Annotated in this window: 11 protein-coding genes; 7 read left to right on the top strand and 4 right to left on the bottom strand. The window is 72.5% G+C overall.

Annotation, left to right across the window (positions count from 1 at the left end; all coding sequences use genetic code 11):
- Positions 1-68 precede the first annotated feature (68 nt).
- Positions 69-1,466, bottom strand: a complete 1,398-nt coding sequence (locus ACFVIU_RS36990) for a glycoside hydrolase family 16 protein (protein WP_385848040.1) — start codon at positions 1,464-1,466, stop codon at positions 69-71.
- 250 nt (positions 1,467-1,716) lie between these two features.
- Here ACFVIU_RS36990 and ACFVIU_RS36985 point away from each other — a divergent pair, with 250 nt between their 5' ends.
- The 3 genes from ACFVIU_RS36985 to ACFVIU_RS36975 all read left to right on the top strand — a co-directional run bounded on the left by ACFVIU_RS36985 (position 1,717) and on the right by ACFVIU_RS36975 (position 6,789).
- Positions 1,717-2,151 carry a VOC family protein gene (locus tag ACFVIU_RS36985; RefSeq protein WP_385848039.1) on the top strand — a complete coding sequence of 145 codons (435 nt, stop codon included), beginning with the start codon at positions 1,717-1,719 and terminating at the stop codon, positions 2,149-2,151.
- Between the two features lie 92 nt (positions 2,152-2,243).
- A complete protein-coding gene (locus ACFVIU_RS36980) occupies positions 2,244-3,581 on the top strand; it encodes a 6-phospho-beta-glucosidase (protein ID WP_385848037.1) in 1,338 nt (445 codons plus the stop codon).
- A gap of 163 nt (positions 3,582-3,744) precedes the next feature.
- Positions 3,745-6,789 carry an alpha-mannosidase gene (locus tag ACFVIU_RS36975; RefSeq protein ID WP_385848035.1) on the top strand — a complete coding sequence of 1,015 codons (3,045 nt, stop codon included), beginning with the start codon at positions 3,745-3,747 and terminating at the stop codon, positions 6,787-6,789.
- A 40-nt stretch (positions 6,790-6,829) separates the two neighbouring features.
- Here ACFVIU_RS36975 and ACFVIU_RS36970 read toward each other — a convergent pair whose 3' ends face one another.
- Positions 6,830-7,960 carry an ATP-grasp domain-containing protein gene (locus tag ACFVIU_RS36970; RefSeq protein WP_385848034.1) on the bottom strand — a complete coding sequence of 377 codons (1,131 nt, stop codon included), beginning with the start codon at positions 7,958-7,960 and terminating at the stop codon, positions 6,830-6,832.
- Between the two features lie 410 nt (positions 7,961-8,370).
- Between ACFVIU_RS36970 and ACFVIU_RS36965 the strand changes: the two genes are divergently transcribed.
- On the top strand, positions 8,371-9,276 hold the full coding sequence (locus ACFVIU_RS36965) for a metallophosphoesterase family protein (RefSeq protein WP_385848033.1): 906 nt from the start codon (positions 8,371-8,373) through the stop codon (positions 9,274-9,276).
- Positions 9,224-9,904, top strand: a complete 681-nt coding sequence (locus tag ACFVIU_RS36960) for a 4'-phosphopantetheinyl transferase (RefSeq protein ID WP_385848032.1) — start codon at positions 9,224-9,226, stop codon at positions 9,902-9,904. The genes ACFVIU_RS36965 and ACFVIU_RS36960 overlap by 53 nt, the downstream gene beginning before the upstream one ends.
- A gap of 15 nt (positions 9,905-9,919) precedes the next feature.
- Here ACFVIU_RS36960 and ACFVIU_RS36955 read toward each other — a convergent pair whose 3' ends face one another.
- Both ACFVIU_RS36955 and ACFVIU_RS36950 read right to left on the bottom strand, forming a co-directional pair.
- Complete coding sequence (locus tag ACFVIU_RS36955; protein WP_385848030.1) at positions 9,920-10,147, bottom strand: hypothetical protein; 228 nt, start codon at positions 10,145-10,147, stop codon at positions 9,920-9,922.
- A 197-nt stretch (positions 10,148-10,344) separates the two neighbouring features.
- On the bottom strand, positions 10,345-11,001 hold the full coding sequence (locus ACFVIU_RS36950) for a helix-turn-helix domain-containing protein (protein WP_385848029.1): 657 nt from the start codon (positions 10,999-11,001) through the stop codon (positions 10,345-10,347).
- 240 nt (positions 11,002-11,241) lie between these two features.
- On the opposite strand from ACFVIU_RS36950, the gene ACFVIU_RS36945 reads away from it, so the two are divergent.
- Positions 11,242-11,922, top strand: coding sequence for a hypothetical protein (locus ACFVIU_RS36945; protein WP_385848027.1), 681 nt, complete (start codon positions 11,242-11,244; stop codon positions 11,920-11,922).
- Positions 11,923-12,112: 190 nt separating this feature from the next.
- Positions 12,113-14,161, top strand: coding sequence for a phosphocholine-specific phospholipase C (locus tag ACFVIU_RS36940; RefSeq protein ID WP_385848025.1), 2,049 nt, complete (start codon positions 12,113-12,115; stop codon positions 14,159-14,161).
- Positions 14,162-14,170 lie beyond the last annotated feature (9 nt).

Here is a 14,170-nt window from a genome sequence, read left to right as displayed (position 1 = left end):
GAGGGGCACGCCGAAGGCCGGCCGCGATCGCGCGGCCGGCCCTCGGTGCCGGATCGTCAGTGGCCTCGTCAGTGGCCGAAGTCGAACCAGTTGACGTTCACGAAGTCGGACGGCTGGCCGCTGGAGAAGGTCAGGTACACATCGTGGGTGCCGGTCACCGCGCCGATGTTGGCCGGGACCGTCCGCCAGGACTGCCAGCCGCCCGTGTTGGCGACGGCGAAGCTGCCGACCGGGGTGCTGGTGGCGCTGTCCAGGCGCACCTGGACCAGGCCGCTGACCCCGGACGCGGCACCGCTGGCGACCCGCGCGTAGAACTGGGTGGCCGCCGTGGAGCCGAATTTCACGCCCTTGTACAGCGCCCAGTCACTGTTCGAGACGTAGGCGACGTCCTGGCCGCCGCCGGTGTCGGTCGTGGTCTCGGTGCCGAGGCCGGACTGGCCGTCGTACGACTCGGCCTGGATGGGGCTGTAGGCGTCCCGGCCGCCGGAGGGCGGGGGAGTGGTGCCGCCGCTCCCGCCGGACGACAGCACCTGCACATAGTCCACGACCATCGGGTGGCCGGATTCCGTCGCGCCGGTCGGGCCACCGCCGAACGCCCCCGGGAAGCCGCCGCCCATCGCCACGTTCAGGATGACGAAGAAGCCGTGGTTCGTGGCGTTGGCCCAGGTGGTCGCGTCCATCTGGGCCGCGGTGACGGTCTGGTAGTTCACCCCGTCGACGTAGAAGCGGATCGCCTCGGGGCTCACCGATCGGTCCCACTCCATGGTGTACGTGTGGAATCCCGACTGGCAGGTGCTGCCCGGACAGGCGGTGGAATTGCCCAGTCCGGACGTCTCGTTGCACGGGCCGCCCGGGTTGGTGCCGCAGTGCATGGTGGCCCAGGTCTTGTTCAGGCCCTGGACGTTCTCCATGATGTCCAGCTCGCCGACGCTCGGCCAGTTCTGGTAGTTGCCCCGGAACGGCGCGCCCAGCATCCAGAAGGCGGGCCAGTAGCCGGCGGCCGCGTCACCGGTCACGTTCGGCATCTGGATGCGGGCCTCGACCCGCAGCTTGCCGCCCGCCGGGGGCTGGAAGTCGGTGCGGGTGGTCTCGATCCGGCCGGAGGTCCAGTTGCCGGAGGCGTCCCGGCGCGGGGTGATGAGCAGGTTGCCGTTGCCGTCCAGGGAGACGTTGCTGGTGCTGGAGGTCATCGACTCGACCTCGCCGGTGCCCCAGTTGCCGGCTCCGCCCGGGTACGACGTCCCGGTGTCGTACTGCCAGTTGGAGGTGTTGACGCCGGAGCCGGCCGCGCCGTTGAAGTCGTCCAGGAAGACCTGGTTCCAGCCGGACGGGGGCGCGGGGGCGGAGGCGTCGGCGGGTGCGGTGGCGGCCGTCGCGGCGGCCGCGGCCAGGCCGAGCGTCGCGACGACGGCGAGGAGCGTGCGCCGCAGCGGGCGGGGTCTGGGTGTGCCGGAGGATGCGCTCATGGGGGAGGCCTCTCGGGTACGGGGGACTGTGCGGGGGGTTGCTGAGAGCGCTCCCGGCATTTCCCTGAGAGCGCTCTCACGGTGCCGCCAATGTGCTCCCCGGGCCCCCGGCCGTCAAGCCTTGAAGCAACCAAACTCCGTACGAGCCACGGAAGTTCACCGGATGAAGCCACCCGTACCCGCGCAGACCGCGCCGCCTGCGCGGCAGTTGGCGCCGAGCCCGCTCCGAGCCCCCTGCTACGGTGGCCGGATGGCATCGGTCAAGCAGTTCCAGGTCACCTTCGACTGCGCCGAACCCGAGCGCGTCGCCCGCTTCTGGTGCGAGGTGCTGGGGTACGTCGCCCCGCCGGTCCCGGACGGGTTCGCGACCTGGGACGACTACAACCGTTCCCTGCCGCCCGAGCAGCAGGGTGCCTGGTTCGCGTGCAGTGACCCCACCGGCGTGGGTCCGCGGCTGTTCTTCCAGCGCGTGCCCGAGGGCAAGGTCGTCAAGAACCGGGTGCATCTCGATGTGCGCGCCGGCACCGGGCTCGTGGGCGCGGAGCGCCTCGCCACGCTCGAGGCCGAGTGCGCCCGGCTGGTCGCGCTCGGCGCCACCCGCGTGCGCCTGCTGCCCGCCGACGAGGAGAACGAGTCGTGCATCGTGATGCAGGACGTCGAGGGCAACGAGTTCTGCCTCGACTGAGCGCCCCGCCGAGCCGGGCCGGTGATCCGAGCGTGGAATGATCGGAAACGGCGGGTAGCGTTCCCGGCCGGGGACTCGGGAAGGGTGCTGAGGTGAGGCTGACAATTCTGGGAGGCGGCGGATTCCGGGTGCCGCTGGTGTACGGCGCGCTGCTCACCGACCGCGGCGAGGGCCGGATCACCGAGGTCGTCCTGCACGACCTGGACGACCGCCGGCTGTACGCGGTGAGCCGGGTGCTGGACGAACAGGCTGCCGGCCTCCCCGACGCCCCGCGGGTGACCGCCACCACCGATCTCGACGAGGCCCTCGCCGGCGCCGACTTCGTCTTCTCCGCGATCCGCGTCGGCGGCCTGGAGGGCAGGGCGAACGACGAGCGGGTCGCGCTCGCGCACGGCGTCCTCGGCCAGGAGACCGTGGGCGCCGGCGGCATCGCCTACGGCCTGCGCACCGTACCCGTCGCCGTCGACATCGCCCGGCGCGTGGCCCGGCTCGCCCCCGACGCCTGGGTCATCAACTTCACCAACCCGTCCGGCCTGGTCACCGAGGCCATGTCCCGCTACCTCGGCGACCGGGTCATCGGCATCTGCGACTCGCCGGTCGGCCTCGGCCGCCGTATCGCCCGGGTGCTCGGCGCCGACCCGGCGGCGGCCTATGTCGACTACGTCGGCCTCAACCACCTCGGCTGGGTCCGCGGGCTGCGTGTCGCCGGCCGTGACGAGCTGCCGCGTCTGCTCGCCGACCCGGCACTGCTCGGCTCCTTCGAGGAGGGCAGGCTCTTCGGCGCCGACTGGCTCCAGTCGCTCGGCGCGATCCCCAACGAGTACTTGCACTACTACTACTTCACCCGGGACACCGTCCGCGCCTACCAGGAGGCCGAGCAGACCCGCGGTGCCTTCCTGCACCACCAGCAGGCCCGCTTCTACACCGAGGCCGGCACCCCCGGCGGCTCCGCGCTGCGCGCCTGGGACCGCACCCGCGCCGAGCGCGAGGCGACCTACATGGCCGAGAACCGGGAGAGCGCCGGGGCCGGCGAGCGCGAGGCCGACGACCTCTCCGGCGGCTACGAGAAGGTCGCCCTCGCCCTGATGCGGGCCATCGCCCGGAACGAACGCGCCACCCTGATCCTCAATGTGCGCAACCGCTCCACCCTGGCCGCCCTCGACGCCGACGCGGTCATCGAAGTGCCCTGCCTGGTCGACGCGAGCGGTGCCCAGCCGCTCGCCGCCGCACCGCTGCCCGGCCACGCCACCGGGCTGGTGTGCGCGGTCAAGGCCGTCGAGCGCGAGGTGCTCGCCGCCGCCGAGTCCGGTTCCCGGGCCACCGCCGTCAAGGCGTTCGCACTGCATCCGCTGGTGGACTCCGTCACCGTCGCCCGCAGGCTGGTGGAGGACTACATCGAGGTCCATCCTGGACTCGCCTACCTCAAGTAAGAGCCTCCGCTCCCTCACGTAAGAGCCCCGCCGGCAGACACCCCGCTCCGATACGCGCCCCCTCACCCCGGGCGCCCCTCGGACACAGGCATGATGTAAGCGCTTTCCGTCCCCGCCTCCCCGCCTCCCCGCCTCCCCGCCTCCGTTTCCCCCTGGAGACCCCATGCACGACGAACGCCCCCGGATCGAAGGGCGCGTGGAACGCCTGCACACCCAGCGCATCAAGCCCGCGATCCACGCCGCCACCGTCCCCCTGGAGGTCCAGGCCTGGCAGGCGCCGGGCGAGCCGGTGCCGTTCGCCGAGGCCGCGGCCGCCGGGTACCGGCCGTTCGCCATGGGCACCCCGTGGGGACCGCCCTGGGGCACGACCTGGTTCCGGATGCGCGGCCGGGTCCCCGCCGACTGGGCCGGTCTGCGCGTCGAGGCGGTCATCGACCTCGGGTTCACCACCGACTGGCCCGGCAACCAGGCCGAGGCCCTGGTGCACCGCGCCGACGGCACCCCGCTGAAGGCGGTCAACCCGCTCAACCAGTACGTGCCGGTGGCGCGTCCGGCGGTGGGCCGGGAGACGGTCGACTACCTGGTGGAGGCCGCGTCCAACCCGGACATCCTGGCCGACGGCTTCGCCCGCCCGACCCCGCTCGGCGACATCCGGACGGCCGGCGACCGGCCCCTGTACACCTTCCGCCGCGCCGACCTGGCCGTGCTCGACGAGCAGGTGTTCCATCTCGACCTGGACCTCCAGGTGCTGCGCGAACTGATGCGGGAGCTGGGCGAGCACGACCCGCGCCGGCACGAGATCATGCACGCCCTGGACCGGGCCATGGACCTGCTCGACCTGGACGACGTCTCCGGCTCCGCAGCCGCCGTACGCGAGGCCCTGCGCCCGGCGCTGGCCCGGCCCGCCCACGCCAGCGCGCACATCCTGTCCGGCGTCGGCCACGCGCACATCGACTCCGCCTGGCTGTGGCCGGTCCGGGAGACCAAGCGCAAGACCGCCCGGACCTTCGCCAACGTCACCGCCCTGGCCGACGAGTACGAGGACTTCGTCTTCGCCTGCTCCCAGGCCCAGCAGTACGCCTGGGTGCGGGACACCTGCCCGCCGGTGTGGGAGCGGATCAAGAAGGCGGTGGCCAGGGGCCAGTGGGCACCGGTCGGCGGCATGTGGGTGGAGGCCGACGGCAATCTGCCCGGCGGTGAGGCGCTCGCCCGCCAGTTCGTGCACGGCAAGCGGTTCTTCATCGAGCACTTCGGCATCGAGACCAAGGGCGTGTGGCTGCCGGACTCCTTCGGCTACAACGCCGCCTACCCGCAGCTCGCCAAGCTCGCCGGCAACGAGTGGTTCCTCACCCAGAAGATCTCCTGGAACCAGACGAACCGCTTCCCGCACCACACCTTCTGGTGGGAGGGGATCGACGGCACCCGGATCTTCACCCACTTCCCGCCCATCGACACCTACAACGCCCGCTTCAGCGGCGAGGAGATGTCCCGGGCCGTGCGCAACTACGCCGAGAAGGGCGGCGCCACCCGCTCCCTCGCCCCCTTCGGCTGGGGCGACGGCGGCGGCGGACCCACCCGGGAGATCATGGAACGGGCCCGGCGGCTGCGCGACCTGGAAGGCTCGCCCAGGGTCGAGATCGAGCACCCCGACGCCTTCTTCGCCAAGGCCCGCGCCGAGTACCCGAACGCGCCGGTCTGGGCCGGCGAGCTGTACCTGGAGCTGCACCGCGCCACCTACACCACCCAGGCCCGCACCAAGCAGGGCAACCGGCGCTGCGAACACCTGCTGCGCGAGACCGAGTTGTGGGCCACCACGGCCGCCCTGCACGCCCCCGGCTACAGCTACCCCCACGAGCGGCTGGACCGGCTGTGGAAGACGGTCCTGCTGCACCAGTTCCACGACATCCTGCCGGGCTCCTCCATCGCCTGGGTGCACCGTGAGGCGGAGGCCGAGTACGCCCGGGTGGCCGCGGAGCTCGAGACGCTGACGGCCGAGGCGATCGCCGCCCTCGGCCCCGGCGCCCCGCACGTCTTCAACACGAGCCCCCGGGACCGCGCCGAGGTGATCCGTACGGCCGACGGCGCACCGGTGTACGTACGGGTGCCCGCGAACGGCTCCGCGCCCCTCACCGCCGCCGAGCCCCCGCACCCGGTGACGGTGCGCGGGAACGTCCTCGACAACGGGATCGTCCGGGTGCGGGTGGCGGCCGACGGCACCCTGTCGTCCGTGTACGACCTGCGGGCCGGCCGCGAGGTCCTGGCCGGCCCCGGCAACCTCCTGCGCCTGCACACCGATCTGCCCAACCACTGGGACGCCTGGGACATCGACCAGCACTACCGCAACCGCTACACCGACCTGCTGGAGACGGAGCCGGTCACCGTCGTCGAGGACACCCCGCTGGTGGGCGCCGTCCGGGTCGTCCGCGCCTTCGGCAAGGGCTCCCGGATCACCCAGACGATCACCGTCCGGGCGGGCAGCGCGCGCATCGACTTCGAGACGGACATCGACTGGCACGAGACCGAGAAGATCCTCAAGGCCGGTTTCCCGGTGGACGTCCGGGCCGCGCACTCCAGCGCCGAGATCCAGTTCGGGCATGTCCAGCGCCCCACCCACACCAACACCAGCTGGGAGGCGGCGCGCTTCGAGGTCCCCTGCCACCGCTGGGTGCACATCGCCGAGCCCGGCTACGGCGTCGCCGTCGTCAACGACTCCACCTACGGCCACGACGTCACCCGCACCGTCCGCGAGGACGGGGGTACGACCACCACGGTCCGGCTCAGCCTGGTCCGTGCCCCGCGCATCCCCGACCCCGAGGCCGACCAGGGCCGGCACCGCCTCAGCTACGCGCTGCTGCCCGGCGCGAGCATCGAGGACGCGGTCGCCGAGGGCTACGCCCTCAACCTCCCGCTGCGCACGGCGGACGCCGCGGGCGCGCCCGCACCCGTCGTCTCCGTCGTGGGGGAGGGCGTGACCGTGGAGGCGGTCAAGCTCGCCGACGACGGCTCCGGGGACGTGGTGGTCCGGCTCTACGAGTCCCGGGGCGGCCGCGCGAGCGGAGTGCTGCACACCGGGTTCCCGCTGGCCGGGGCCGAGACCACCGACCTGCTGGAACGGCCGCTCGGCCCGGCACCATCCGAGGGGAACGCCGTACCGGTGACCCTGCGCCCGTTCGAGGTGCGGACGCTGCGGCTGGCCGTGGCCCGCTGACCCGGCCGGCCGCCGTCATTCCCGCTGCCCGGCCGGGGGTCTAGAGCGGCAGCGCCTGGGCCGCCGCTCCGGCCGGCTGCGCGGGCAGCGCGACGGGGGCCGCCGGTACCGCCGGGCCGGCCTCCTCGGTCCGCTGCCGCGGCAGCGGCGTGGGCAGCAGCGGGCGCGGTCCCGACACCACCGTGTAGTCCGCACCGAGGAACGGCGGTTCGACCGGACCGGGGTCCTCGCCCAGCGCCAGCTGCACCGCGGCCCAGGGCGCGTTCACCCCGCAGAGCGACAGCTGGTGCAGGCCGCCGGCGGCCCGGGTGTTGACGTCGAGCAGCACCGGGCGGTCGCCGAACATCCGGAACTGGATGTTGGACAGGTAGTGCAGCCCGAAGCCCTCCGCGATCGTCCGGGCCGGCTCCAGCCACCGCTCGTCCAGGGTGAAGCCCCGGCGGCGGCCGTTCTTGGTACGGCCGATCGCCATCCGCACCCGGTTGTCGGGCCCGGTCAGGCAGTCCACGGACACCTCCGGCTGCTCCAGGCGCGGCATCACCAGCCAGTCCACGGGCCCCTCGGCCCGCCGCAGCGCCTCCAGAACCAGGTCCAGCTGCACATACGGCCCCGGGAAGCCGTCGAGGTGGGCGAGCGAGAAGGGCGCGCGGGTGATCACCCGGAAGCCGACCCCGCCCGCACCGGCCGCCGGCTTGAAGCACGCCTTGTGCCCGGCGGCCTCCAACTCCTCCACCGCGGCGAGGAGTTGCTCCGCCGACCGGACCCGCCACCACGGCGGCGCCGGCACCCCGATCGCGCCGACCGCCTCGTACGCGGTCGCCTTGTCCTCGAACACCGCCACCGCCTGGGGCGTCGGTGCCAGCAGCGCCGTACCCGCCGCCTCGAACTCCGCGCGGTGTGCCACGATCGCGTCCTGGTGCAGGCGCGGCACGAAGACGTCGATGCCACGGCGCGCGCACTGGTCGAGGGCGTACTCGACATAGCCGGCCGGGGACAGGCCCTCCGGCTCCAGGTCGGCGGTGTCGGCGGCGGCCAGCACGGGGGAGTCGGGGTCGCCGTGCGTCGCATGGATCTCCACCGCGCGATCGCTGGGATTTCTCCGCAGCTGATCCATGAAGAAGACGTTCTCCGCGTACGTGCGGTTGAGCCATACGCGTACGCGAGAGAACATACGGGCCGCCTTTCGGGTGTGCGGGCAGGGCTCGGCGGCCCGTGCCCGGGCAGGAGGAAGGAAGGGTCACCAAACAGCCCTTGCAAGAAGGGAAGTGAGGGCTTCGGTGTCGGGGCGATCATACGGCGTGCCGGAGGCCCCGCGTGCAACGCGGGTGTTACGGATTTCCCGGATGCCCCGCAAAGCCCGCCGGCGCTCGTCGCACGCCGGCCGCGCGCGCTCGGCACACCGCGCCGGGGAGGTGCGCGGGGCGCTCCGCACGGCGCCGTACGGGCCGGTCCCGTACCCCTCGGCGGGGCGGCACCGCTCGGCGGGGCAGGAAGCTGACAGGCCGCCAGGTGGCCCCTTGTCCCCTGTCCGGATATGTGTTCTTGTGGACTCGGCGTGCTGGTGATCGGAAGGGGCGCGGGGTGGAGTCGACGGCCGGGGCCGGACAGCTGCTGGCCATCAGCGATCTGCACATCTCCTATCCGGAGAACCGGACCCTGGTCGAGGAGATGCACCCCACCAGCGACGAGGACTGGCTGATCGTCGCCGGTGACATCGCGGAGACCGTCGCCGACATCCGCTGGACCCTCAGCACGCTCGCCGGCCGCTTCCGCAAGGTGCTGTGGGCCCCCGGCAACCACGACCTGTGGACCCACCCGAAGGACACCGTCACGCTGCGCGGCGTCGCCCGCTACGAACTCCTGGTCGAGATGTGCCGCGACCTCGGCGTGGTCACCCCGGAGGACCCCTACCCGGTGTGGCACGGCCCCGGCGGCCCGGTCGTCGTCGCCCCGCTCTTCCTGCTGTACGACTACTCCTTCCTGCCCGCCGGCTGCACCACCAAGGAACAGGGCCTGGCCTACGCGGAGAGCACCGGCATCGTGTGCAGCGACGAGTACCTGCTGCACCCCGACCCCTACCCGAGCCGCGAGGCGTGGTGCCGGGCCCGGGTCGCCGAGACCGAGCGCAGGCTCGCCGAGCTGCCCCCGGACATGCCGACCGTGCTGGCGGCCCACTATCCGCTGGACCGGCACCCCACCGAGGTCCTGTGGCACCCCGAGTTCGCCATGTGGTGCGGCACCACGCTGACCGCCGACTGGCACCGCCGGTTCCGGGTCGCGACCATGGTCTACGGCCATCTCCACATCCCCCGCACCACCTGGCACGACGGAGTCCGCTTCCTGGAGGTCTCGGTGGGATACCCCCGTGAATGGCGCAAGCGTCCGGAACCCCCGGGAAGGCTGCGCCGCGTCCTGCCGCTGGAGGTCGAAGCAGGTGATCGAGGAGCTGCTCCCGGAGTCGGTCGTGGCCGTGGAGGCACACCGTGACGACCCGCTGTGGGAGTCCCCGCTCTACCCGCAGGAGGCGCAGCTGGTCGCCCGCGCGGTGGACAAGCGCCGCCGCGAGTTCGCCGCCGTACGGGGCTGCGCCCGCGAGGCCATGGAGAAGCTCGGAGTGCCCGCCCAGCCGGTCCTCAGCGGTGAGCGGGGCGCGCCGCGCTGGCCGGACGGCCTCATCGGCAGCATGACCCACTGCGACGGCTACTGCGCCGCCGCACTGGTCCGCGCCACCGACCTGGCCTCCCTCGGCATCGACGCCGAGCCGCACGGGCCGCTCCCGGACGGCGTCGGCCCCTCCGTGTTCCTGCGCGCCGAGAGCGAGCGGCTCGCCCGGCTCGCCGGCCGGCGGCCCGCCGTGCACTGGGACCGGATCCTGTTCAGCGCCAAGGAGTCCGTCTACAAGGCCTGGTACCCCCTCACCCAGCAGTGGCTCGACTTCTCCGAGGCCGACATCACCCTGCACTCCGGCCCCGGCGGCGAGTCCAGCGGCACGCTGCGCGCGGAACTCCTCGTCCCCGGTCCGCTGGTCGGCGGACGGCGTCTTCAGACCTTCGAGGGCCGGTGGGCGGTGCGGGGCGAGGTGGTGATGACCACCGTCGTCGTACCGCACTCCTGACGCGGTGCCCGGCGGTCACACCGGCGGGCACCAGGCGCGCAGCAGGCGGAAGAACTCCTCCTCGGTGCCCGTGAGGCCCGCCCGGGCGAGGGCCCTGTCCGCCTCGGCGAGCACCGCGGGCGGCACGACGACGGGCCCCTCGCTCCCCGGTGGCCCGTCGAGGGCGGCGCGCACCGTGTGCAGCAGCCGCAGATAGGCCTGGACAGCGGTGCGTTCACGGTCGGTCAGTACGACGGTCGGCATCGGTCGGCTCTCCCCGAGTGGACGTCATGGTCACGCGCCCTGCTGGCGCCGCGCGCCGTGTCGTACGGCGCACAGGTCCAGCTTGCCGCCCGCCACTGACAACGCCGCCCGGGCCCACGCCGGTTCGCCCGCTCAGCGGAGGTGAAAACGCGCCGGGAGCGCGAGGACGAGGTCGAGGTCGGTCTTCCGCCCCCGGCTCACGCCTCGGGCCGCTTGACGCTCTCCAGGAGCATGTCCAGCCACTCGGCGACCTTGTCCCGGTGCTGGTCGGTGGGCAACTGCGCGGCCCGCCAGGCGATTCCGCGCACCCCGTGGTCCTGGAGCAGCCGCTCCAGCGGGTCCTCGGCGGTCACGGCGGCGGCCCGCTCGCGGTCGGCGAGCTTCTGGAGCAGTTCCTGCTCGGTGCGCTGGAGCGCGCCCGCCAGCGCCTCGGGGTCCTCCGCGGTGAGGAAGCCGGCGTGCACCCGGAAGAAGCGCTGGAGCGCGTCGCAGTGCTCCATGGTGGGCCGCCGGTCGCCGTTGATGAGGGCCCCGGCCTGCTGCCGGGACATGCCCGCGCCGTCGGCGATCTCCTGCTGGGTGTACTTGCGGCCGTTGGGCTTCATGCGGGTACGGCGCAGCAGGTCCAGGCGTTGCAGGAAGCGGGACTGGACATCCGGTTCGCCCGCCGGCCGGCCGCTGAGCAGAGCCTTGACCACCGGCTCCGGCACCCCGCAGGCGAGGGAGAGCCGGCCGGTGTCGAAGACCTCGGCCTGCGGCACGCCGAGCCGGTCGGCGAGGGCGGTGACGCGGGCGACGACGGCCGGCAGCTGAGCGGTCGCCGCGGCGCCCGGATCCTCGTAGCCATCGGTCACCGACAGAACTCCTACGTTTCTCGAGGGCTTCGGACGCGTGCGTGTTCTTTGCAAGCGCTCGCCGTGAACTTCCCGGAGAGTAGCCGGTGCCGAGAACCCGCATCCAGGTCTCGCCACAACTGTGGCGAATTTCAGCCGTCAACCGGCATGAAATGCCACGATAGTTGACATGGATCGCGGCGGGGCAGCAGGATCGCATCGCCGCGTGAAGGCCGCAGAGGCAAGAGGGGTGACCTCCCGATGGCACATCAGGCAGGAGGGCAGCGGCCGGTACCGCGGCCCGTCCCCGAGACCTCCGACACCTTCGGGACCCAGGCGTACCTGAGGGACTACGCCCTGCTGCTGGACTCTTTGCCGTTCCCGTCGCTGGTCGTCGACCACCGCTGGAACGTCGCACTGGCCAACGGCGCCTTCGGGACGCTCTTCCACGGCGTGCGCCCGCATCCGACGGCCATGCCGACGGAGAACTTCCTGCGGTTCGTGCTCTTCCACCCGGACGCGGCGGACGTCCTCGGCGAGCACGAGTCCGGCTGGTGCCTGCCGATGCTGGCCCACCTCAAGTCGGCCCTGGACAGCCACGGCCACGACCACGAACTCCAGTCGGTCCGCCGCGACATCGCCGAAGACCCGATCATGGAGGCCGCCTACCGGCAGGGGCTGCCGCACTGGATCCGGGCCGTCGGCGAGTCCGGCACCCGGCTCGACGGTGCCGTCCGGCTGCTGCTCCACCCGGACCCGCGCCGGGGCCCCACCGAGTGCCGCATCGTGGAGGAGACCCCGCAGACCCTGCGGGAGCTGGGCCACCGGCGGCTGACGATGGTCCTGCGCGACCCGCGCCGGACCGCCGCGCCGGTGCGCCGCCCGCGCCGGCCACGGGGCGGCGCCGCGCACCTGGCGGTCGTACCCACCGCCCAGGACTGAGCCGCACCGGCACCTTCACCGCGCCACGCGGACCCGCGCCGAGATTTCACATGAGCGCCACCACCCCCTTCCCTGACGTTTGTTGCTCTTGGAACACTCGCTCCGCGCAGAATCCGTCATGCGCCCGTCGTGCGACGGGCACACGACGGCGTGCGGCACCACCGACGTCAGGACGAGAGGACCCTCACTCATGCCCGAAGTCAACCGGCGGCGTTTCCTCCAGATAGCGGGGGCGACCGGCGCCTTCACGGCGCTGTCCGGCAGCATCCAGCGCGCGGCCGCGCTGCCCGCCCACTACCGCACCGGGACGCTCGAAGACGTCGAGCACATCGTCGTCCTGATGCAGGAGAACCGTTCCTTCGACCACTACTTCGGCTCGCTCAACGGGGTCCGGGGCTTCGGCGACCCGCGTGCGGTGACACAGAACGGCCGCTCCGTCTGGCAGCAGTCCGACGGCACGAAGGACATCCTGCCCTTCCACCCGGACGCCGACGACCTGGGCCTCGCCTTCATCCAGGACCTGCCGCACGGCTGGAACGACACCCACGCAGCCTTCGACAACGGCACGTACGACAAGTGGGTGCCGGCCAAGTCGACGACGACGATGGCCTACCTGACCCGGAACGACATCCCGTTCCACTACGCGCTCGCGGACGCCTTCACCATCTGCGACGCCTACCACTGCTCCTTCATGGGCTCCACCGACCCCAACCGCTACTACCTCTGGTCGGGCTACGTCGGCAACGACGGCACGGGCGGCGGTCCGGTCCTCGGCAACGACGAGAAGGGGTACGGCTGGACGACGTACCCCGAGCGGCTGGAGCGGGCGGGCGTCTCCTGGAAGATCTACCAGGACATCGGCGACGGCCTCGACGCGAACGGCGGCTGGGGCTGGATCCAGGACGCCTACCGCGGCAACTACGGCGACAACTCGCTGCTCTACTTCAACCAGTACCGGGACGCGAAGCCCGGCGACCCGCTGTACGACAAGGCCCGCACCGGCACCGACGCCGCCAAGGGCGAGGGCTTCTTCGACCGGCTGAAGGCGGACGTGACGGCCGGCACCCTGCCGCAGGTCTCCTGGATCGTCGCCCCCGAGGCCTTCACCGAGCACCCCAACTGGCCCGCCAACTACGGCGCCTGGTACGTCTCCCAGGTCCTGGACGCGCTGACCACCAACCCCGAGGTGTGGGGCAAGACCGCGCTGTTCCTCACCTACGACGAGAACGACGGCTTCTTCGACCACGTCCTGCCGCCGTTCCCGCCGGCCTCCGCCGCGCGGGGCAAGTCGACGGTGGACGTCTCCCTCGACCTGTTCAAGGGGGACGCGAGCCATGTCGCCGGCCCCTACGGACTCGGCCAGCGCGTGCCGATGCTGGTCGTCTCGCCGTGGAGCAAGGGCGGTTACGTCTGCTCCGAGACCCTGGACCACACCTCGGTCATCCGGTTCATCGAGCGCCGCTTCGGGGTGCACGAGCCGAACATCTCGCCCTGGCGGCGGGCCATCTGCGGCGACCTGACCAGCGCCTTCGACTTCTCCCGCAAGGACACCCGGCCGGCCCTGCTGCCGTCCACGGCCGGCTACGCGCCGCCGGACCGCGACCGCCACCCCGACTACGTGCCCAAGCCGCCCGCCAACCCCTCGCTGCCCCGGCAGGAGCGCGGCAGCCGCCCCACCCGCCCGCTGAAGTACGCCCCGTTGGTGGACGGTGCGGCGGACACCGGGGCCGGGACGTTCACGCTCACCTTCGCCTCCGGGGCGGAGGCGGGCGCGGCCTTCCTCGTCACCTCGGGCAACCGCACCGACGGCCCCTGGACCTACACCACCGAGGCCGGCAAGACCCTCTCCGACACCTGGAACTCGGCCTGGTCCGGCGGCTCCTACGACCTCGCGGTGCACGGCCCCAACGGCTTCCTGCGCCTGTTCAAGGGCCGGAACAAGGTCGCGGGCCCGGAGGTCACCGCCCGGCACAGCGGTGACGACCTGGAACTCACCTTCACCAACCGGACGTCCGGGACGGTGCGGCTGAAGGTGGCCGACGGCTACGGCGGCCCGTCCTGCACGGTGTCCGTGCGCTCCGGCGCCACCGTGCGGCACACCGTCGACCTCACGGCGAGCCGGCGCTGGTACGACCTGACCGTCACCTCGGAGGCCGACCCCGGCTATCTGCGCGGCTTCGCCGGCCATGTCGAGAACGGGCTGCCCGGCGTCAGCGACCCGGCCATCGCCACCCGGTGAACGGGCGAT

The sequence above is a fragment of the Streptomyces sp. NPDC127190 genome, assembly GCF_042672505.1.
In the GTDB taxonomy this organism is placed as follows: domain Bacteria; phylum Actinomycetota; class Actinomycetes; order Streptomycetales; family Streptomycetaceae; genus Streptomyces.
Note: the sequence above shows the minus strand (reverse complement) of the source record. Positions and strands in the feature narration are given on the sequence as shown.

Coding starts and splice junctions, on each gene's coding strand:
- ACFVIU_RS36990 (WP_385848040.1), bottom strand. CDS start 1,466: ATGAGCGCATCCTCCGGCACACCCAGACCCCGCCCGCTGCGGCGCACG.
- ACFVIU_RS36985 (WP_385848039.1), top strand. CDS start 1,717: ATGGCATCGGTCAAGCAGTTCCAGGTCACCTTCGACTGCGCCGAACCC.
- ACFVIU_RS36975 (WP_385848035.1), top strand. CDS start 3,745: ATGCACGACGAACGCCCCCGGATCGAAGGGCGCGTGGAACGCCTGCAC.
- ACFVIU_RS36970 (WP_385848034.1), bottom strand. CDS start 7,960: ATGTTCTCTCGCGTACGCGTATGGCTCAACCGCACGTACGCGGAGAAC.
- ACFVIU_RS36955 (WP_385848030.1), bottom strand. CDS start 10,147: ATGCCGACCGTCGTACTGACCGACCGTGAACGCACCGCTGTCCAGGCC.
- ACFVIU_RS36945 (WP_385848027.1), top strand. CDS start 11,242: ATGGCACATCAGGCAGGAGGGCAGCGGCCGGTACCGCGGCCCGTCCCC.
- ACFVIU_RS36940 (WP_385848025.1), top strand. CDS start 12,113: ATGCCCGAAGTCAACCGGCGGCGTTTCCTCCAGATAGCGGGGGCGACC.